Here is a 20,343-nt window from a genome sequence, read left to right as displayed (position 1 = left end):
AAGCTATAAATTACAGCAATGAATTCTATAGTTATTGGATCTGGATTTGGTGGTATTGCTACAGCAATTAGACTAAGAGCCAAAGGACATAAAGTAAAATTAATAGAAAAACATTCAGATCTAGGTGGAAGAGCTAGAGTTTTCAAAAAAGATGGTTTTACCTTTGATGCTGGGCCAACAGTAATAACAGCTCCATATTTAATTAACGAACTATTCAGTTTGTTTTCTAAAAATCCTGAGGACTACATAAAACTAACCCCACTTAAAATTTGGTATCAATTTGTTTTTGAGGACCAAACTAAATTTAATTACTCAGGTGATGAAATAGAAATGAAAAAACAAATTGAAAATTTAAATCAAGAAGATGTTAAGGGTTATGAAAATTTAGTAAATTTTACCAAAAAAATTTTTGAGAAAGGATTTTTAGAACTTGCAGATGTTCCATTTGATAGACCCTTTTTTATGATGAAACAGCTGCCAGCATTATTAAAACTTAAGAGTTATAAATCAGTTTATTCATTAGTATCTTCTTATGTAAAAAATGAAAAATTAAGAAGGATGCTTAGTATGCATCCACTTTTGGTTGGTGGTAATCCATTCACAACTACCTCAATTTATGGGCTAATTCTTTATTTAGAAAAAAAATGGGGCATTCATTATTCAATGGGCGGTACAGGAAATATAATTAAAGGATTTGAAAAGTTAATGGAGGAAATAGAAATCAAAATAATAAAAAATACTGAGGTAAAAGAAATTATTACTAAGAATAATAAAATTACTGGTGTTGTAGTTGACAATGAAGAGATTATCAAAGCTGATAATGTTATTTGTAATGCCGACCCTCCTGCTTTTTATGAAAAGATGACTAGTAAAAACTTAAAAAACTCAATGCTGTTTGATTGGAAACAAAAGAGGATGGATTACTCAATGGGTTTATTTGTTTATTATTTTGGAACCAAAAAAGTCTATGAAAACGTTGAGCATCATACAATTAAATTTGGAAACAAATATAAAGAACATCTGGATGATATTTTTGATCATAAAAAATTAAATAACGATATTAGCTATTATCTACATAGACCTTCTGCAACAGATAAGAGCATGGCTCCTGAGGGTAGTGATTGTTTTTATGTATTGGTTCCAGTTCCAAATAATCAATCAAATATAGATTGGCAAATAGAAGGTGAAAAAATGAAAAATCTTGTGATTGATAAAATGGAAAATGATTTAATGCCAAATCTTAGAGATAATATTGTATCAGACTTTTATCTTACACCTGATTATTTTGAGAAAGAACTAAATACAAAATATGGATCAGGTTTTTCAATTCAGCCTAAATTTACTCAATCAGCTTATTTTAGATTTCATAATAAATCAGAGATTTATGATGGTTTATATTTTGTTGGTGCTGGAACTCACCCAGGTGCGGGAGTACCAGGAGTACTTTCATCAGCAAAAGTATTAGATAAATTGATCTAGAATGTTAACTAAAAATTATTTATCAACATATGCAAAATCATTTAATTGGGCTGGTTTTTTTTTACCAAAAAAAACTTATGACAAATGTTCTGCGCTTTATGATTTTTGTAGAGAAGCGGATAATATTGCAGATGATCCAGCAAAATTAGAAGACAAAATAATTAAATTTGAAAACTTTAAAAAAGATTTTTTAAATAAAAACTTTAAAAACATTGTTATTAAAAATATTTGGGAACTTATAGATGAATTTAATATTTCAACAAAAGTAATTAATGATTTATTTGATGGGATTAATTCAGATATTAAAGAAAGAGTGGAATTAAAATCAAAAAAAGAGTTATTAATTTACTCTTATAGAGTAGCAGGTACAGTTGGTTTAATGATGGCAAAAATTTTAAAAGTTAATAAGACAGATTCCTTGAAATCAGCTATCGATCTTGGAATAGCAATGCAGCTTACCAATATTTCAAGAGACGTAATTGAAGATAAAAATAATAAAAGAATTTATATCAATGAAAATTTCAACGATATCAAATCTACCATTTCTTTATCTGAAAGATTTTATGAAAATTCTTTTTACTCAATTAAAGAAATACCTTTAAGTTTCAGATTCTCTATTTTAGTTGCAAGGCGAGTCTACAGAAAAATTGGACACAAAATAATTAATAAAAATAATTTAGAAAATTATAAAAATTCTGAAAAAATTTATGTAACAAAAATTGAAAAAATTATTGAAACTTTTTTATCAATATTTGATTTAATAATTTTAACATTTACAAATAAAAATGATAATAACATTGAACATGATCATTCATTAATTAATGAAGAGATAAATTTAAATGAAAGATTTTGATTATATAATTATCGGTGGTGGTTGTGCAGGTTTGTCTTTGGCTTATGAACTTGAAATTTCTGATAAATTAAAAAATAAATCTTTGGCTATAATTGAGCCTAGGGACGAATATAAAAGAGACAAAACTTGGTCATTTTGGAAAGTATTTCCACATAATTTTGATGATTGTGTAAAAAAAAGTTGGAATAATTTTTCTATAAACATTCCTAATGATACAAAGTTTATTGATTGCAAGCTAACACCTTATCAATCTATAGATACTGGAAAATTTTATGACAAAATTCTTTCAAAACTTAAATTAAATGAAAATATAAAATTTTTTAAGAATATTAATGATATTGAATTATCAAATTCAATAATTTTTAACAGCGTTCCAAATTTTGAAAATAAGACAAATAATTTGTGGCAACATTTTTGTGGTGTAGAAATTGAAACAGAAAAAGATTTTTTTGATGACCAAATATTTAACTTAATGGATTTTGCGTGTGATCAAAAAAATGAGGTTCATTTTTTTTACACTTTACCTTTTTCAAAAAAAAGTGCTCTTGTGGAAACTACCTGGATATCAAATTTAAGTAATGAAAATATAAAAGATTATGATAATCAAATAGATCAATACTTAAAAAACCATTTAAATATCAGAAATTATAAAATCAATTTTAAAGAAGAAGGCTCTATACCTTTATTTAGAAATAAAAATCTAAAAAAATTAAATGAAATATATATTGGATCAGCCGGTGATATGACAAGATTAAGCACGGGTTATACTTTTTTAAATATTCAGGAACACAGCAAATATATAACAGAAAACATTGAAAATATTTCTAAAGCTAAATTGTTTAAAATTAAGAAAAAATATGATTTTTTGGACAATATTTTTTTGAAAGTTTTAAGAAATAACTCTTCAGATATGGGGGAAATTTTTTTTAAAATGTTCAATAGTTCACCTAAGACTGCTATTAATTTCTTATCTAATAAAAGTAATTTTTTTGAAGATTTAGAAATAATTTTAAAAATGCCTAAATGGAAATTTTTAAAAGAATTATTTTAAATGACTAATCAATTAATTAAAAAAATTAACCTTAATCATTCATTTATATTTTTTTTGCTAATTAATATATTTTCTGTTGTGATGTTTAAATTAAATTATTTAGATATTTCATCATCAATATGCTTATTTTTAATTTTAACTATTGGAGTTTCACACGGTGCATTAGATAATATTAAAGGTAAAAAACTTCTTAAATTGTTTAATTTTGAAAGAATATATATTTTCTATATCTTTTATATTTTTATAGCGGTTTGCGTCATTATTATTTGGTCACTCTTACCTGCAACCACACTGTTAGTTTTTCTTATAGTGGCAGCATTTCATTTTGGTAAAGAAGATACACAATTTTTAATAAACAAAAAATCGTACTTAATTCAATTATTATACCTTTTAAAAGGATCGCTCATAATTCTTGCCCCGCTTTTTTTTCATTTTGATGATACTGTGAAAATATTCAAATCATTACTTGTTGTTAATGAAAATTTTTATTTATTCTTAGAATTTTTAGAAGAAAAAAAGATAATCGAGATATCAATTATTTTGAGTTCATTATCAAGTGTATTTTTATTTATTGATAAGTTTGAATTAAAAAAATTCACTATTTTTTTTGATTATTTCTCAATTATAATTTTAAATTACTACTTTACTCCTTTAATAGCTTTTACAATTTATTTTTGTTTTTTACATTCTGTGAGGCACTCTATTTCGCTTGCGACCGACCTTGATGAAAACAATCTCCAAAATGGACTAAAATTATTTATTTTAAAGGCTTTACCACTTACTCTTTTAACAATCTTTATTTCAATAATTGTATTATTTTTGTTAAATGACGTTAATTATTTAGATGATGCAATCTTAAAACTAATTTTTATTGGTTTGGCGTCTTTAACCTTTCCACATATATTGCTGGAATATTTTTTAGAGAAAAATGAAAAACAAACAAATTAAAATTTTACTTTCTGCTCCAAGAGGTTTTTGTGCTGGTGTTGAGAGAGCTATAGAGATTGTAGAAAAATCTATTCAAAAATATGGATCGCCAGTTTACGTTAGACACGAAATCGTTCATAACAAGCATGTTGTTGATAATTTAAAAAATAAAGGTGCTATCTTTGTTGAAGAATTGGAGGAAATTAATGACAAATCTAGACCTGTTATTTTTTCTGCACACGGTGTTCCAAAAAAAATACCAGAAGATGCTGAAAATTATAAAATGACTTATGTAGATGCTACTTGTCCACTAGTTTCTAAAGTTCATAGAGAAGCGGAAAACTTAAATAAAGCTGGTTATCATATTATTTTGATTGGACATGAGAACCACCCAGAAGTAATAGGCACTATGGGCCAATTACCCAAAGGATCTATTGATTTGGTTCAAAATGAAGCTGAAGCAATGGAGTATAAAACCAATAATAAAGAAAAATTGGCTTATATAACTCAAACAACACTATCTGTTGATGACGCTAAAGAAATAATAAAAATTTTGAAAGATAGATATACAAACATTAAAGAGCCAGCAAAAGAGGATATTTGTTATGCAACAACTAATAGACAAATGGCAGTAAAAAATATTGCAAAAAAGTGTGATATGTTTTTTGTAATAGGTAGTAGAAACTCTTCAAATTCAGTTAGACTTGTTGAAGTAGCAAAAAAATCAGGTTGTCAAAATTCACAACTTTTTCATTCTGAAAGTGAAATTCCTTTTGATCAAATACAGAATTCAAATACTATTGGTATATCATCAGGAGCATCAGCACCCGAAATTCTTGTAGAAAATTTTATTAATGAATTAAAAAAAAAATTTTCTATAAATCTTGAGGAAGTAGAAATTATAAAAGAAAATGTGGTCTTTAAAGTTCCTAACAAATTAAATTAAATGGCTGTATATACAAAAATAAATCAGAGTAATATCGATATAATAAATAAGAAGTTTAATATTGAAAAAATTTTAAGTTTCCAAGGAATTACTAAAGGAATTGAAAATACAAATTACATTTTAAAATCCAAAAATAAAAAGTTTATTCTCACAATTTTTGAGAAGAGAGTTCTTCCAAAAGAGATACCTTTTTTTATGAAATTAATGGATTATTTAAATGATTCAAAAATTAATTGCCCAAGACCACTTAAAACTAAAGACAAAAATTATTTAATTAAACTAAAAAATAAAACAGCCTGTATTGTGACTTTCTTAAGTGGAAAAGATAAAAAGAAAGTTAACGAAAGTGACTGCTATGTTATTGGAAAAGCAGTAGCTAAAATGCATATGGTTACTAAGAAGATAAAATTTACTAGAAAAAATTCAATGGGTGTAAAATATTTAAAACCTTTACTCCAGAGTATTAAATTTAAATCAAATAAAGGATCAAATTTGAAAAAATTTTTATTTAATAATTTTAATGATATTAAAAAAAATTGGCCAAAAAATCTTCCTTCTGGAATTATACATGGTGATTTATTCGTAGATAATATTTTTTTTGATAAAAATAAGCTGTCGGGAATTATAGACTTTTACTTTGCTGCTAACGATTACTATATGTATGAAATAGCAATCTGTATTAATGCACTATGTTTTGATGAAAAAAATAAAAAATTTGTAATTAATAAGAAGAAAGTTGATAAATTAATCAAGGGATACAACAGTGTTAAGAAAATTAATTTAAATGAAAAAAACAATTTAAATATTTTGTGCAGAGGTGCTGCTCTAAGATATCTGTTAACTAGACTATTTGATTATACAAATACTCCAAAAACAGCATTAATCAAAATTAAAGATCCAAACGAATATTATCAAAAACTTATTACCCATAACAATTTGAATAGTTTTAAAGATTATTTGATTTAATGATTAAAATTTATACTGATGGCTCATGTTTAAAAAATCCAGGAAATGGTGGATGGGCAGCAATAATATGCACTGATAATGAAGTGAAAAAAATAAGTGGAAGTGAAAAAGATACAACAAATAATAGAATGGAATTAATGGCGACAATCAATGCATTAAAAGAGGTAAATTCTGAAGATTTGATAGAAATCTACACGGATTCTAAATATGTTAAAAATGGAATTACTGATTGGATCCACAATTGGATTAAAAATAATTGGAAAACATCTAATAAAGAAGATGTTAAAAATAAAGATTTATGGGTTCAATTGCATGATTTGAATAATAATTCTAAAATTAAGTGGAACTGGGTTAAAGCTCATGCTGGAAATCCACTAAATGAAGAAGTTGATTTATTAGCTAAAAAAGCTGCAAGTCTAGATTAATTTAAAGAAATTTTCTGCTGCTGAGATTTCACAAGATCCTGTATCTGCTTCTTCCTGAAGTTTAATAACCTTCATGTTATCAACATACATCGTGTATCTATTAGATCTAATCCCTAAACCTCTGCCACTCTTATCAACATCTGCACCAATTTCTTTTGTGAAATTAAGAAATGGGTCACCCATCATAACAATTTTTTCACCTACATCATTTTGTTTACCCCAAGCATTCATCACAAAGGGATCATTTACTGAAATACAAATTATATGATCAATACCTTTTTCTTTATATTGATCATGCATCTTAATATATCCTGGCAAATGTTTAGCAGAACATACAGAAGTATATGCCCCAGGTAGTCCAAATATTACAACTTTTTTGTCTTTAAAAAAATCTTCTATATTTTTTTTTACAGGCTCTCCATCTTGAAGAACAAAAATTTCTGAATTTGGTAGGTTATCGTTTTCTTTTATTTTCATTTGGATCTATCTTTAATATGTTCTTTTACTTTTTCAATATCATTTTCAAGAATATCATAATTTTCTTTCTCATTTAATATAAATTGAAGTTCATTTGGTAACTCAGCTTTAATATTTATAGCACTTTGAATTGCATCAGGAAACTTACACGGATGTGCTGTTGCTAGCACAATATTATTACCATTGAGATTGTGTTTATCAAAAGCTCCATAACCAATTGCAGTATGAGGGTCTAAAACAATATTAAATTCTTGATAAACAGACTTAATAATATCAAGTGTTTCGGTCTCGCTCATTCTTGCTGATAAGAAATCTTGATTAATTAAATTTAACTTTTCTTTATCAATTGAATATTTTCCTTCATCTTTAATTTTCATCATGTCTTTTGATGTTTGTTCTGAATTCTTATCATTCAAATCAAAAATAAGTCTCTCAAAGTTACTTGCAATCTGTATATCCATGCTAGGAGAAATAGTCTCGGAAACAGTCTCAGCCTCGTAATTACCGTTTGAAATAGCTCTATGGAGAATGTCATTTTGATTTGTTGCAACAATCAACTTATTAATGGGCAAACCCATTTTTTTGGCTAAATAACCTGCGTATACATCTCCAAAATTCCCTGTGGGAACAGAAAAATTAGTGGGTTTAGTGTGATCATCAATGAGATAATAGCTGTAAAAGTAATAAACACATTGAGCAATAATTCTTGCCCAGTTGATTGAATTTACACCTGACATATTAATATCTTGAGAAAATTTTGTGTCTGAAAACATTGATTTAACTAAGTTTTGGCAGTCATCAAAATTTCCTTTAATAGCGATATTAAATACATTTTCATGTTTTCCAGTAGTCATGATTTTTCGCTGAACAGAAGAAACTCGATTATCAGGATGTAGTACAAAAATATTTAAATTTTCTTTTCCTTTTATTGCATCTATAGCTGCTGCCCCTGTATCTCCAGATGTGGCAACTACAATATTAATTTTTTCTTTTTGCTTGCTTAAATAAAATTCGTAAAAATTTCCAAGAAGTTGCATAGCAACATCCTTAAAGGCTAGTGTTGGGCCATGAAATAACTCTAAGACTGATCGATCTCCTATTTTTAAGAAATCAATTACATTTTCTCTCCTAAAAACAGAATAAGATTTATCAATTATTTTAGACAATTCATCTTTATCCATAAAACTTCCTATAAAAGGAAAAATAATTTTTTTTGCTAAATCTGAATAATTAAGTGATCTCAATTCTTGAATTTCTTTTTCACTATATTTTGGAAGTGAGCTAGGAATAAACAACCCCCCATCATCAGCAAGACCTTTAATAAAAACATCCTTAAATTCATATGTTTTTGAAGTATCTCTAGTGCTGACGTATCTCATTTAATAATTTTTCTTTCTAAAATATAGATATATTAAAAGGATTGAAATCGCCATCAAAAACCAAGTAATTGCGTACTTTTTGTGATTGTTTGAAATTTTAGCAGTGATCACTCTTGGTCTTGGGTTTTCGTAGTTACCGTTTAAATAAATAATATATTTTGAAAAGTTTTTTCCTGTAAATTTTAAAATATCTTCCCGATCTAGTGTAAACCAATAATTTTTATCCACTTCATTCTTAGGTTTGAATGAGCTTGATTTTGATTGAAGCATTAAAGTACCAATAATATTTTTTTGATCAACAACATTAATCTCTGGTTTGTTTTTATTATCAAAAGATATCCAGCCTCTATTAATTAGATAATCTTCATTTCCTATTTTAATTGGATTAATTACTTCGAATCCGGGTTTACCAGCTTCATTAAGATTATAGAGATAAATTTGTTTTTCAAAATCAATTTGTCCTGATGTTTTTATTCTTAAATAATTTTTTTTTTCTACATTTTGAAGTTCAACTGGATCAATCTTTAAAGAATTTTCAATTTGATTGATTAGATCTAATTTCCAACTTAATCTATACAATTGCCAAAAGCCTAATGACAACAAAACTAAAATTATAAAATAAACAAAAACTGAAAATAGAAGCTTATTCTTCAAGGATTAAATATTAACTTCCCCAAACGTAGATAGCCGCAAACAAGAATAACCAAACAACATCAACAAAGTGCCAGTACCAAGCAGCTGCCTCAAAACCAAAGTGGTGATCTTTCGTAAAGTGACCCAATCTTCCTCTCCATAAACAAACAGCAAGAAAGATTGTTCCAACAATTACGTGGAAACCGTGAAAACCTGTTGCCATATAAAATACTGCACCATAAATATGTCCTGAATAATCAAATGTAGCATGATGATATTCGTAAGCCTGCAACAAAGTAAAAAAGAAACCTAGTGCAACAGTTGCTGTTAGTCCTTGAATAAATCCTTTTCTATCATCTTCTAATAAAGAGTGATGAGCCCAAGTTACTGTAGTACCAGATAATAATAAAACTAGTGTATTGATTAATGGAATGTCCCATGGATCAAAAGTTTCTATGTCTTGTGGAGGCCAAACATTTCCAACAAACTCATTTGGGAACAAACTTATATCAAAATATGCCCAAAACCATGCAACGAAAAACATAACTTCAGAAGCAATAAATAAAGTCATTCCATATCTATGATGGATTTGAACAACTGGGGTATGGTGACCTTGATGTTCAGCTTCAATCACAACATCTCTGAACCACATATAAGCTGCATAAATTACAAGAGCTAATCCTAAATACATTCCCCAAGATACATCATTGTGCATATAAAAAATTGCTCCAATAGCTAGTACCAAGCATGCAAAAGATGTAAATATAGGCCAAGGACTTGGGTCTACTAAGTGATAATCATGTTTTTTTTCAGCTGACATATTTTTTTAATTATGATTGTTTATAATAATCTGTCGAGAAAAAAGTATACGACATAGTTACATCCTGTAAGTTTTTAACTGTTGGATCATTTACCAGTTCTGGGTCCAAATAAAAAGTCATAATATAAGTTGCCTTCTCACCTGCCTTAAGTTCCTGTTTTTCGAAGCAAAAACAGCCTAATTTACTATAATATTTACCAAAACTTGCAGGCGAAACATTGAAACTAGCAACTCCATAAGTTGTTTCATCTCCATAGTTCTCAACCTCAAACTCAATTCTATTTACCTGACCAACTTTAACATCAATGACATTTGATTTAGCCCTAAAATCCCAAGTAAGATTGTTTACATTCGTATCAAATCTTACACTCACAACTTTATCTAAAACTATTTTCGGAGCTTCTTTAGATACTTGGGTTGTTCCTCCAAAGCCAGTTACACGACAAAAAAGATCATATAAGGGCACTGCCGCAAAAGATAAACCTAACATTAAACAAAAAATACCTGCCAGAAGTAATGGAGTTAATGTTTTGCTCTTAATCATATCTGCCTATCAAATACGCCAACGTTATATAATGTAAAAACAAACAAAAAAACCATAAAAGCTAAAATTGCTAAAGCAGTAATAATATTTTTTTTCTTTGTTTTTTTATCGGGTGTTATCATAAAATTTTATCTATTAAGAAAAATACAAAAACTAAAAACAAATATAATATGGAGTATCCAAAAATTGTTTTTGCTTTTTTTGCATCAAACTTGTTCTTCTTAAATTTGTAAAGTTCAAAACATAAGTAATTATAATAAATTGTCAAAATTAATGATGGAATTAAAAATACTAGACCAACAAAATTAATTGCGTATGGGAAGACAATAACTGGCAACATTATTAACGAATAAACAAATATATTTAATTTTGTGCTTTCAACACCATTAGTCAATGGAAGCATTGGAATATTTGCTTTTTTATAATCATCAGATTTATATAAACTTAGTGCCCAGAAATGTGATGGTGTCCAAAAAAAGATAATTAGAAAGAAAGTTAATGGCTCAAGTGAAAGTGAGTTAGTAGCTATAGTCCAACCAATTACAGGTGGTAATGCTCCTGCAGCGCCTCCAATAACTATATTTTGAGGCGTTTTTCTTTTAAGCCAAACGGTATAAACCAGCACATAAAACAAAATTGTAAATAACAATAAAGCTGCTGAAACTGTATTTGCAAAATAGTCTAAAGCAACAACAGAAAATATTGATAAAGCGATACCAAAAATCAAAGCTTGGTTTTTATTAACCTTCCCAGTTGGTATAGGTCTTAAACAAGTCCTTGTCATTAATGCATCTAAATCAGACTCGTACCACATGTTTAAAGCTCCAGCGGCACCAGCCCCAATAGAAACTAAAATAATTCCAATTATTGCATCTTTTGTTGGAATAATATTTGGCGCCATTAACAATCCAACTGCACATGTAAAAATTACAAGAGACATTACTCTTGGCTTCATAAGTTTAAACAACTCAGAGAAATTGAAAACGTCTTCTTGACTTAAATTTCTATTTTTTAACTTAGACTTAATCATTTAATTTTAGACAAAAAATCTAAATACTTTTTAAGTAGTAGATTTTTCTGCACTTTCTTCATCTTCAAACTTCGGTAATTCATCAAAAGTATGAAAATTTGGAGGAGACGGTACTGTCCACTCTAAAGTTGTTGCCCCCTCACCCCAAGGGTTTTGTGCAGCAGCTTTTTTCTTATAAAATGCATAAATTAGATTTGCGAAAAATACTCCTAAACCAATTACAGAAATATATGATCCAATTGAAGATATATAATTCCAACCAGCAAATGCATCTGGATAATCTGCATATCTTCTAGGCATCCCCGCTAAACCTAAGAAGTGTTGAGGGAAGAAAATTAAGTTTACACCAATAAATGTTAACCAGAAGTGTAATTGACCTAACCATTCTGAATACTCGTAACCACTCATTTTTCCAAACCAGTAATAAAAGCCTGCAAAGATTGCGAACACCGCACCTAAAGATAATACATAGTGGAAGTGAGCTACTACATAGTAAGTATCATGCATTGCTGTATCTACACCTGCGTTTGCAAGAACTACACCTGTAACTCCACCAACTGTAAATAAAAATATAAACCCTAAAGCCCAGACCATAGGTGTCTTAAATGATATTGAACCACCCCACATAGTTGCTATCCAAGAAAATATTTTAATTCCCGTCGGAACAGCAATAATCATCGTAGCTGCTAAGAAGTAAGCTTTAGTATCTGTACTTAAACCAACTGTATACATATGGTGAGCCCATACAACGAAACCAACTATTCCAATTGCTACCATTGCATATGCCATTCCTAAATATCCGAATACTGGTTTTCTAGAAAATGTTGAAACAATATGACTGATCATTCCAAAACCTGGTAAAATTAAAATGTATACTTCAGGATGACCAAAGAACCAGAATAGGTGTTGAAATAATACTGGATCTCCACCTGTTTGAGCATCAAAGAATGCAGTTCCGAAATTTCTATCAGTTAATAGCATTGTGATTGCACCTGCTAACACTGGAAGTGATAAAAGTAATAAGAACGCTGTAACTAAAATTGACCAAGCAAATAAAGGCATTTTATGCAATGTCATACCTGGAGTTCTCATGTTTAAAATTGTAGTTATAAAGTTTACCGCTCCTAAAATTGAAGACGCTCCTGCTAAGTGTAAACTTAAAATAGCAAAGTCCATTGCTGGACCAGGCTGTCCTGCTGTAGATGATAAAGGAGGATAGATTGTCCATCCACCACCAACTCCAGTTTGACCTGGAGGGCCATCCATAAATATAGACATGATTAATAAAATGAATGAAGTTGGTAGTAACCAAAATGAAATGTTATTCATTCTTGGGAATGCCATATCAGGTGCACCAATCATAATTGGTACAAACCAATTTCCAAAACCACCAATCATTGCTGGCATAACCATAAAGAAGATCATGATTAAACCATGACCTGTTACTAAGACATTGTATAAATGATAGTTTCCACCTAAAATTCCATCACCTGGATGCATCAATTCCATTCTCATTAAAACTGAGAATGCAGTTCCTATCACACCTGCAACAATTGCAAAAATAAGGTACATTGTACCGATATCTTTGTGATTAGTTGAATACGCCCAACGTTTCCAACCAGTTGGTGTATGATGATCGTCGTGTGATGCAGTTTGTGTATACATATTATTTACTCGCTAGTTTTTTAAATTGATCTTCTTCATTAATTTCTTTTGCAAATTTTATTTTAGCACCAGTAAGCCATTCTTGATATTCCTCCTCAGAAACAACTCTTACTGTAATTGGCATAAAAGCATGTTTAATTCCGCAAAGCTCAGAACATTGTCCATAATAAGTTCCAACTTCTTCTGCTTTAAACCATGTTTCATTTATTCTTCCAGGAACTGCATCTCTTTTAACTCCAAAAGATGGTAAAGCCCAAGCGTGTAAAACATCATTTGCAGTAATTAAAACTTTAACTACTTTATTTACTGGAACCACTAATTCATTATCTACTGCTAATAATCTTGGCTGATTTTCTTTTAAATCCTTATCTTCAATCATGTAAGAGTCGAAAATAATATTTTCGTCTGGATACTCATATCCCCAGTACCATTGATAACCAATTGCCTTAACTGTTACATCTGCTTTTGGTATTGAATCTTGTTTATATAAAATTTTAAACGATGGAACTGCCATCACAATTAAAATTATACATGGAATTAATGTCCATAAAACTTCTACAGCAACATTGTGAGTTCTTTTAGAAGGAACTGGATTTGCTGATGCTCTAAATCTGACACATGCATAGACCATCAAAAATAAAACGAAAACGCTTATCGCAATTATGATTGGTAATAACAATTTGTCATGAAAATTAACTATATCTCTCATAGATTCCGAAGCTGCTTTTTGAAAACCCAATTGCCAATCTTTTGGCTGGTTGGCAAACGCAACTGAAGGAGTTAAAATTGAAATAATTGTTATTAAAATTTTTTTCATTTTTTTACCCTATATAGAACGTCTTCAAAAAAATTACACTTTAGTTTTCGCGACAAAATATCAATTTATGGCGTATTTTATGATCGATATAGCTGAAATTACAGCTGTTTCAGATCTCAATATATTCTCATTAATTTTCAATGGTTGAACTCCGCTAAATTTTAGAATCTTAGCCCTTTCCTCTTCAGAAAAATCTCCTTCTGGACCTATAATTACACATGTAGGTTTATCTGTAACCTTCTTTAAATCTATTTTAGTATTTTTAGAATTTAGATCAGTGAAAATTAAATCAACTTTATTGTTATTTAAAAAATCATCTAATGATTTTGGGTCTTCAATATCTGGAACATTAATTCTATTTGATTGTTCGGACGCCTCAATAATTACTTTCTCTAATCGCTCTTTATTAATTTTACGAACAATCGTTCTATCAAATATTATTGGAATAAATTTTGTAACTCCTAACTCAGTTGCTTTTTGAATCATAAAGTTAAAATAATTTGATTTAATTGGAGAAAATGCCAACCACAATTCTTTTGGATTTTCTTTCTGTCTTAATTGTTTTGTAACATTAAATTCAACAACACCTTTTGAGATATTTAAAATTTTTGCTTCCCATTCTCCACTGCTATTAAATAAAGAAAACATTTCATTTTCTTTAACTCTCATTACTTTGTTTACGTAATGTGATTGAGATTTATCAAGTGTATCAGTTAAATTATTAGATAAACTTTTAGAAAAATATAATCTAATGTTACTCATATTATTAAATTAGTTTATGAAAAATATTAAAGCAATAATTTTTGATGCTTACGGCACTTTATTCGATGTAAATTCAGCAGCAGAAAAATGTAAAGACAAAATTGGTGATAAGTGGGAAGCTTTTGCAAATTATTGGAGAACTACACAATTAGAATACACTTGGCTTAGAAGTTTAATGAAAAGACATAAAGATTTTTGGCAAATCACTGAAGACAGTTTAGATAAATCAATGAGTGTATTTAAAATAGATAATTCAATGAGAGAAGAATTATTAAATCTATATAAAATTCTCTCGCCTTTTGAAGAAGTTCCAGAAGTATTAAAATCTTTAAAAGAAAAAAATTTTAAACTAGCTATACTTTCCAATGGGACGCCTTCTTTGTTGAATGAATTAGTACAAAGTAATAATTTAAATAATTTGTTTGATGATATTTTTTCAATTGAAGAAGTTGGTGTTTTTAAGCCTGACTCTAAAGTTTATGATATGCCAGTAAAAAAATATAAAATTGAAAAAAATGAAGTTGCTTTTTTGAGTGCGAATACTTGGGATGTATCTGGTGGAGGAAACTATGGATACAATTCTATATGGGTAAATAGAAATAATAATATCTTTGATAAACTTGATTATTCACCACAAAATGAAATTAAAAACTTAAATGGTCTACTTGATATAACTAAGTAGATAATTATATCAGCATCTATGAAATCAATTGAAGTATCCAAAATTATAGATCCTATTCCAGCTTCGGATGGTGCAGGAGTAAAATTGAAAAGAAGTATTGGTGTTGAACCAAATTACTTTGATCCTTTCTTAATGTTAGATGAGTTTGGGTCAGAAAATAGTGAAGATTATATTGCTGGTTTTCCCCCTCACCCACATCGAGGAATTGAAACTGTTACTTATATGTTGGCAGGAGATTTTGAACACAAAGATAGCACTGGAGGTGAAGGAAAAATGACTGCAGGTGATGTTCAGTGGATGAAAACAGGAAGTGGAATTATTCATTCAGAGATGCCAGCTATGAAAGAAGGAAGACTTCATGGCTTTCAATTGTGGATTAACATGCCTGCTAAATTGAAAATGAGTAAGCCTGAATACATTTATATAGATGCTAATAAAATGAGTGTTCATAAAGATGATGAGAAACAAGTAAAAGTTATTGCAGGTAAATTTGAAAACGCTGAGGGTCCTGTAAAAGGTCATAATGTAGAGCCAGTTTATTTTGATGTAGAATTAAATAAAGACAAACAATTTAATTTTAATATTCCATCAACTCACAATACATTTATTTATTTAATAAATGGTGAAATAGAGATCGGCAGTGAAAAACATGATAATGTTAAAGATAGTACTTTAATATTATTAACAAAAGGTGAAGAGCTTAAAGTGAAATCAAAAACTAATGCTAAATTTCTTGTGATATCTGGAAAGCCAATAAATGAAGAAATTGCAAGAGGTGGGCCTTTTGTAATGAACACTAAAGCAGAAATCTTGCAAGCTGTTCAAGATTATCATAATGGTACATTTGTAAAATAAATTATGAATTCAGTAATAATATCAAAAGCAGGTGGGCCAGAAGTTTTAGAATATAAAGAACTTAAACTTGAGGAACCAAAAGCTGATGAGGTAACAATTAAAAACCATGCTATTGGTTTGAATTATATTGATACTTATCATCGGTCAGGACTTTATCCATTAACTCTTCCCTCTCCAATTGGTCTTGAAGGAGCTGGAGAAATAACTAAAGTTGGCTCTAACGTTAAAGATTTTAAAGTTGGAGATAAAGTTGCCTACTGTGCAGCTCCTCTTGGTGCCTATTCAACTCATAGAAATTATCCAACAAAAAACTTGGTAAAAGTTCCTGATAGTGTTGATTTAGAAACAGCAGCAACTTTAATGACAAAAGGAATAACTACTTTTTATCTTTTACATAAAACTTATCCTGTAAAATCAGGTGAAGATATTTTATTCCATGCAGCAGCTGGTGGTGTTGGTCAAATTTTTGGTCAGTGGGCTAAAAGTTTAGGATGCAATGTAATTGGTACTGTTGGTTCAGATGAAAAAATAGAAAATGCAAAACAAAATGGTTACGACCATGTAATTAATTATAATAAAGATAATTTTGCTGAAAAAGTAAAAGAAATTACTGAAGGAAAAGGATTGTCTGTTGTTTATGATGGTGTGGGAAAAAATACTTTTGATGGTTCAATTGAATGTTTAAAATTAAGAGGAATGTTAGTTTCTTTTGGAAATGCATCTGGTCCTTTAGATCCTGTTAATGTTGCAAAATCAATTCAGCCAAAAGGACTTTATTTAACAAGACCAAGTATTATGCAGTACACTACAACAAGAGAAGAGCTTGATGAAGCTGCGAATAAAGTTTTTGAAATGGCCTCAAGTGGAAAAGTAAAAGTAAAAATTTCAAAAAAATATTCTATAAAAGATATTGCGCAAGCACACAAAGATTTAGAGTCTAGAGTTCTTACTGGCCCTGCGGTTATACTTCCCTAATTTACATCTACATCCATATCAGACATATGGAGTTTAAGGGCATTTGTTGAAATTTGAATTTCTCTAATAAAAAAAATAATTGATATAATCATGGATAAACAACATGAGCCAAAAATTACTCTCGCTGCAAATACTTCATCTAAATAAAGTGCAAAAACAGTAAGCATATTAAATAGGAAGCCAAATGAAGCAAATAAAATTGTCCATCTAAGAAGTGTTATCCTGCCACTTAAATTGATAAACTGCTTCTTCCATTCAGGTGGAATATGCTTTTCATAAACATGCTCGTCATGAAGTTGACGAATTAAAATACTTAATGAGTGAAATCTATTGCTATAGACACTCATAAGCAATGGAATAGCCGGAAACATTAAAGCAGTAACTGTGTAATCAATGTTCATACGAATCAATTTGATTATGAAACTACCCTTTGTTATTTACAAGTAAAATATTATGAACCAAATTAAACTTTTCATTGAATTAACAAGATTAAAAAAACCTATCGGTTACATGCTTTTATTTTGGCCTTGTGCATGGGGTTTAACACTAGCATATGATTTTTACTTGAGTTGGAATAACTATTTTTTTTATTTAATTTTATTTTTTCTTGGTTCAGTTCTAATGCGTTCAGCCGGATGCATTGTGAATGATATTTTAGATAGAGAATTTGATGCTAAAGTTTTTAGGACAAAGGATCGACCGATAGCCTCAGGAAAAATTTCAGTTAAACTTGCAATCTTTTATTCAACAACACTTTGCTTATTAGCTTTTATAGTTTTAATTAATTTTAACTTATTCACTATAATTTTAGCTTTAGGTTCAATGCCACTTGCTTTTACTTATCCTTTAATGAAAAGATTTACTTATTGGCCTCAATTATTTTTAGGTATTACTTTTAATTATGGTCTAATACTTGGATGGACAGCAGTTAAAGGTCAGATTGATATAATTCCTGTTCTATTTTATTTAGGAGCCATATTTTGGACATTAGGCTATGACACGATATATGGGTTTCAAGATATTAAAGATGATGAAATTATAGGACTAAAATCAACCTCAATTAAATTTAAAGGAAATGCAAAAAAATTTTTATTTTTATGTTACTCAATTTTATTGGTTTTATTTTTTATTGGAGGATATCTAATAGAGTTTAAATCTATTTATTATTTTTTATCTATATTGCCTCTAATGCATTTATTTTTATATCAAATGAGAGTTTTTAATTTAACTGATCCATTTAGTTGTTTAAAAGCTTTTAAAAGTAATAATGTGTTTGGTCTAATTATTTTTATAAATATTTTAATCTCTAAAAATTTTTAATGAATAAATCTGAAATTTATAAAAGATTGTATAAAGATTATTCAAAAAAATATTTAAATAAAATTTTTTTATCAGCTTTTTTATCTATATTAGTGGCAGGGAGCACTTCATCAATTGCATGGCTTTTAGATCCTGCAATTAAAAAACTTTTTGTAGATAAAGATCAGTCGTTATTAGTTTTGATACCTTTAATGATAATATTTGCTTTTACAACCAAAGGTCTATCTTTATACTTTGCAAAAGCCACGATGATAGATGTTGGGGAGTCGATTAAAAAAAAACTTCAGAATGACATGGTAAATAATTTAGTTTCAACAGATACACAAATTATTGACAAAAAACATTCGGGAAAATTTATTTCAAATCTTACTTATGATGTTACACACATTACAAATTTACTAAGTAATGCAATATTAACTTTATTCAAAGATTCATTAACACTAGTTGGTTTGTTAATAGTAATGTTTTCACAAAATTGGAAATTGGCTCTAATATCTATCATAATGATACCTTTGGCGAGCTTATCTGCTAAAACTTTAGGAAAAAGAATCAGCAAAGTAGCTACCGAAGCTCAAGAAAAATCTGGTTTTCTAACCACCTATCTAGTTGAACTTTTCAAAAATCACAAACTGATTAAAATATTTCAAAAAGAGGAATTTGAAAAAAGTAGAGCTGATATATTTTTAACAGAATTAAAAGAGAAAAATCAAAAAATACAAACTGTATTTGTAAGGATGTCTCCAATTATGGAGACCTTTACCGGTATAATGATTGCAATTTTAATTTTTTATTCAGGATTACTAATGTCTAAAGGTGAACTTGAAATTAATAATTTTTTTTCTTTTTTAGCAGCAATGATGTTAGCTTACCAACCTGTGAGGGCACTATCGACGCTAAACTTGGTTGCAAATCAAGGATTATCTGCAGCTTCTAGGATACTTCCAATAATTGACCAAAAAAATAAAATTATTGACAAAAAAGGAGCAAGTAGACTTTTAATTAAAAATTCAAAAATACAATTTTTAAATGTAAATTTTGCTTATGAGAACCAAAGCGAAGATACACTAAATTCAATTAATCTTGAATTTGAAGGGGGAAAAATGACCTCGTTAGTTGGTCATAGTGGTTCAGGCAAATCAACAATTATGAATCTAATTCCAAGGTTTTATGACAAAAAATCTGGAGACATTTTAATAGACAACCAATCTATATATGATGTGAGCATAAAATCTTTGAGAAAAGAAATTTCTCTTGTAAGCCAAGAAACAACACTTTTTGATGATACAATAATTAATAATATTAAATATGCCAAAGACGACGCTACAGATGAAGAGATTTTTAAAGTATCAAAATTATCTTTTTGTCATGAATTTATAAATAATTTACCAAATAAATATGAAACAATAATTGGTGAAAATGGAGTAAGATTATCTGGAGGAGAAAAACAGAGACTATCAATTGCGAGAGCTATGATGAAGGAGAGTTCTATCATTCTTCTTGATGAAGCCACTTCATCATTGGACTCAGAAACAGAAACAAAGATACAAGAAGCATTAAAAATTTTAACTAAAAATAAAACAACTGTTGTTATTGCTCATAGACTTTCAACTATTTTAAATTCTAATAATATTTACTTAATAGATAATGGAAAAATTATTGATAATGGTAATCACGAAGATTTGTTTGGAAGATCCAAACTTTACAAAAGCTTTTATGAAAAACAAATACAAAAATAGA

The 20,343-nt window shown here is 28.7% G+C and carries 22 protein-coding genes; 12 read left to right on the top strand and 10 right to left on the bottom strand.

Features of this window, described 5'->3' with window-relative positions; translation table 11 throughout:
* Positions 1–18: 18 nt before the first annotated feature.
* From crtI to rnhA, 7 genes are read left to right on the top strand one after another with little or no spacing between them, the layout of a single operon-like run.
* On the top strand, positions 19–1,479 hold the full coding sequence (gene crtI / locus ACTTA5_RS00330) for a phytoene desaturase family protein (RefSeq protein WP_440647005.1): 1,461 nt from the start codon (positions 19–21) through the stop codon (positions 1,477–1,479).
* Position 1,480: 1 nt separating this feature from the next.
* Positions 1,481–2,332 carry a phytoene/squalene synthase family protein gene (locus tag ACTTA5_RS00325; protein WP_440647003.1) on the top strand — a complete coding sequence of 284 codons (852 nt, stop codon included), beginning with the start codon at positions 1,481–1,483 and terminating at the stop codon, positions 2,330–2,332.
* Positions 2,319–3,383 (top strand): lycopene cyclase family protein, encoded by a 1,065-nt coding sequence (locus tag ACTTA5_RS00320; RefSeq protein WP_440647001.1) that lies wholly within the window; start codon positions 2,319–2,321, stop codon positions 3,381–3,383. Before ACTTA5_RS00325 ends, ACTTA5_RS00320 begins: the two co-directional genes overlap by 14 nt.
* Complete coding sequence (locus ACTTA5_RS00315) at positions 3,384–4,331, top strand: Brp/Blh family beta-carotene 15,15'-dioxygenase (protein ID WP_440646999.1); 948 nt, start codon at positions 3,384–3,386, stop codon at positions 4,329–4,331. It begins immediately after the preceding gene.
* Positions 4,312–5,256, top strand: a complete 945-nt coding sequence (ispH, locus tag ACTTA5_RS00310) for a 4-hydroxy-3-methylbut-2-enyl diphosphate reductase (RefSeq protein WP_440646997.1) — start codon at positions 4,312–4,314, stop codon at positions 5,254–5,256. Before ACTTA5_RS00315 ends, ispH begins: the two co-directional genes overlap by 20 nt.
* Positions 5,257–6,222, top strand: coding sequence for a homoserine kinase (locus ACTTA5_RS00305; protein WP_440646995.1), 966 nt, complete (start codon positions 5,257–5,259; stop codon positions 6,220–6,222).
* Positions 6,222–6,647 (top strand): ribonuclease HI, encoded by a 426-nt coding sequence (rnhA, locus tag ACTTA5_RS00300; RefSeq protein WP_440633004.1) that lies wholly within the window; start codon positions 6,222–6,224, stop codon positions 6,645–6,647. Before ACTTA5_RS00305 ends, rnhA begins: the two co-directional genes overlap by 1 nt.
* On the opposite strand, the gene ACTTA5_RS00295 is transcribed toward rnhA, so the two are convergent.
* The 9 genes from ACTTA5_RS00295 to ACTTA5_RS00255 all read right to left on the bottom strand — a co-directional run bounded on the left by ACTTA5_RS00295 (position 6,639) and on the right by ACTTA5_RS00255 (position 14,774).
* On the bottom strand, positions 6,639–7,124 hold the full coding sequence (locus ACTTA5_RS00295; RefSeq protein ID WP_440646993.1) for a peroxiredoxin: 486 nt from the start codon (positions 7,122–7,124) through the stop codon (positions 6,639–6,641). The genes rnhA and ACTTA5_RS00295 overlap by 9 nt on opposite strands.
* On the bottom strand, positions 7,121–8,503 hold the full coding sequence (thrC, locus tag ACTTA5_RS00290) for a threonine synthase (RefSeq protein WP_440646991.1): 1,383 nt from the start codon (positions 8,501–8,503) through the stop codon (positions 7,121–7,123). The genes ACTTA5_RS00295 and thrC overlap by 4 nt, the downstream gene beginning before the upstream one ends.
* Complete coding sequence (locus ACTTA5_RS00285) at positions 8,504–9,157, bottom strand: SURF1 family protein (RefSeq protein ID WP_440646989.1); 654 nt, start codon at positions 9,155–9,157, stop codon at positions 8,504–8,506. It lies immediately after the preceding gene.
* Between the two features lie 10 nt (positions 9,158–9,167).
* Complete coding sequence (locus ACTTA5_RS00280) at positions 9,168–9,956, bottom strand: cytochrome c oxidase subunit 3 (RefSeq protein WP_440646987.1); 789 nt, start codon at positions 9,954–9,956, stop codon at positions 9,168–9,170.
* A 10-nt stretch (positions 9,957–9,966) separates the two neighbouring features.
* Entirely contained in the window at positions 9,967–10,497 is a 531-nt protein-coding gene (locus tag ACTTA5_RS00275; protein ID WP_440647126.1) for a cytochrome c oxidase assembly protein, read from the bottom strand.
* 121 nt (positions 10,498–10,618) lie between these two features.
* Positions 10,619–11,530: a heme o synthase gene (cyoE, locus tag ACTTA5_RS00270; RefSeq protein WP_262589797.1), complete on the bottom strand. Its 912-nt coding sequence runs from the start codon at positions 11,528–11,530 to the stop codon at positions 10,619–10,621.
* Between the two features lie 30 nt (positions 11,531–11,560).
* On the bottom strand, positions 11,561–13,195 hold the full coding sequence (ctaD, locus tag ACTTA5_RS00265) for a cytochrome c oxidase subunit I (RefSeq protein ID WP_075506423.1): 1,635 nt from the start codon (positions 13,193–13,195) through the stop codon (positions 11,561–11,563).
* A 1-nt stretch (position 13,196) separates the two neighbouring features.
* A complete protein-coding gene (gene coxB / locus ACTTA5_RS00260; protein WP_440646985.1) occupies positions 13,197–14,012 on the bottom strand; it encodes a cytochrome c oxidase subunit II in 816 nt (271 codons plus the stop codon).
* 60 nt (positions 14,013–14,072) lie between these two features.
* The gene (locus ACTTA5_RS00255; RefSeq protein ID WP_440646983.1) at positions 14,073–14,774 is read right to left on the bottom strand and encodes an RsmE family RNA methyltransferase; all 702 of its coding nucleotides are present in this window, start codon (positions 14,772–14,774) and stop codon (positions 14,073–14,075) included.
* A gap of 16 nt (positions 14,775–14,790) precedes the next feature.
* Between ACTTA5_RS00255 and ACTTA5_RS00250 the strand changes: the two genes are divergently transcribed.
* The 3 genes from ACTTA5_RS00250 to ACTTA5_RS00240 are packed head-to-tail and all read left to right on the top strand — an operon-like array spanning position 14,791 to position 17,286.
* Positions 14,791–15,456: a haloacid dehalogenase type II gene (locus ACTTA5_RS00250; RefSeq protein WP_440646981.1), complete on the top strand. Its 666-nt coding sequence runs from the start codon at positions 14,791–14,793 to the stop codon at positions 15,454–15,456.
* Positions 15,457–15,474: 18 nt separating this feature from the next.
* Positions 15,475–16,311 carry a pirin family protein gene (locus tag ACTTA5_RS00245; protein ID WP_440646979.1) on the top strand — a complete coding sequence of 279 codons (837 nt, stop codon included), beginning with the start codon at positions 15,475–15,477 and terminating at the stop codon, positions 16,309–16,311.
* A 3-nt stretch (positions 16,312–16,314) separates the two neighbouring features.
* Entirely contained in the window at positions 16,315–17,286 is a 972-nt protein-coding gene (locus ACTTA5_RS00240; protein WP_440646977.1) for a quinone oxidoreductase family protein, read from the top strand.
* Here the strand turns inward: ACTTA5_RS00240 and ACTTA5_RS00235 are convergent.
* Positions 17,283–17,687, bottom strand: a complete 405-nt coding sequence (locus ACTTA5_RS00235; protein WP_075506429.1) for a DUF2721 domain-containing protein — start codon at positions 17,685–17,687, stop codon at positions 17,283–17,285. The two genes, ACTTA5_RS00240 and ACTTA5_RS00235, sit on opposite strands and share 4 nt — an antisense overlap.
* A gap of 52 nt (positions 17,688–17,739) precedes the next feature.
* Here ACTTA5_RS00235 and ubiA point away from each other — a divergent pair, with 52 nt between their 5' ends.
* Positions 17,740–18,606, top strand: a complete 867-nt coding sequence (gene ubiA / locus ACTTA5_RS00230; protein ID WP_440646975.1) for a 4-hydroxybenzoate octaprenyltransferase — start codon at positions 17,740–17,742, stop codon at positions 18,604–18,606.
* Positions 18,606–20,342 (top strand): ABC transporter ATP-binding protein, encoded by a 1,737-nt coding sequence (locus ACTTA5_RS00225; RefSeq protein ID WP_440646973.1) that lies wholly within the window; start codon positions 18,606–18,608, stop codon positions 20,340–20,342. The genes ubiA and ACTTA5_RS00225 overlap by 1 nt, the downstream gene beginning before the upstream one ends.
* Position 20,343 lies beyond the last annotated feature (1 nt).

The sequence above is a fragment of the Candidatus Pelagibacter sp. HIMB1521 genome (assembly GCF_052047875.1).
Classification (GTDB): domain Bacteria; phylum Pseudomonadota; class Alphaproteobacteria; order Pelagibacterales; family Pelagibacteraceae; genus Pelagibacter.
Note: the sequence above shows the minus strand (reverse complement) of the source record. Positions and strands in the feature narration are given on the sequence as shown.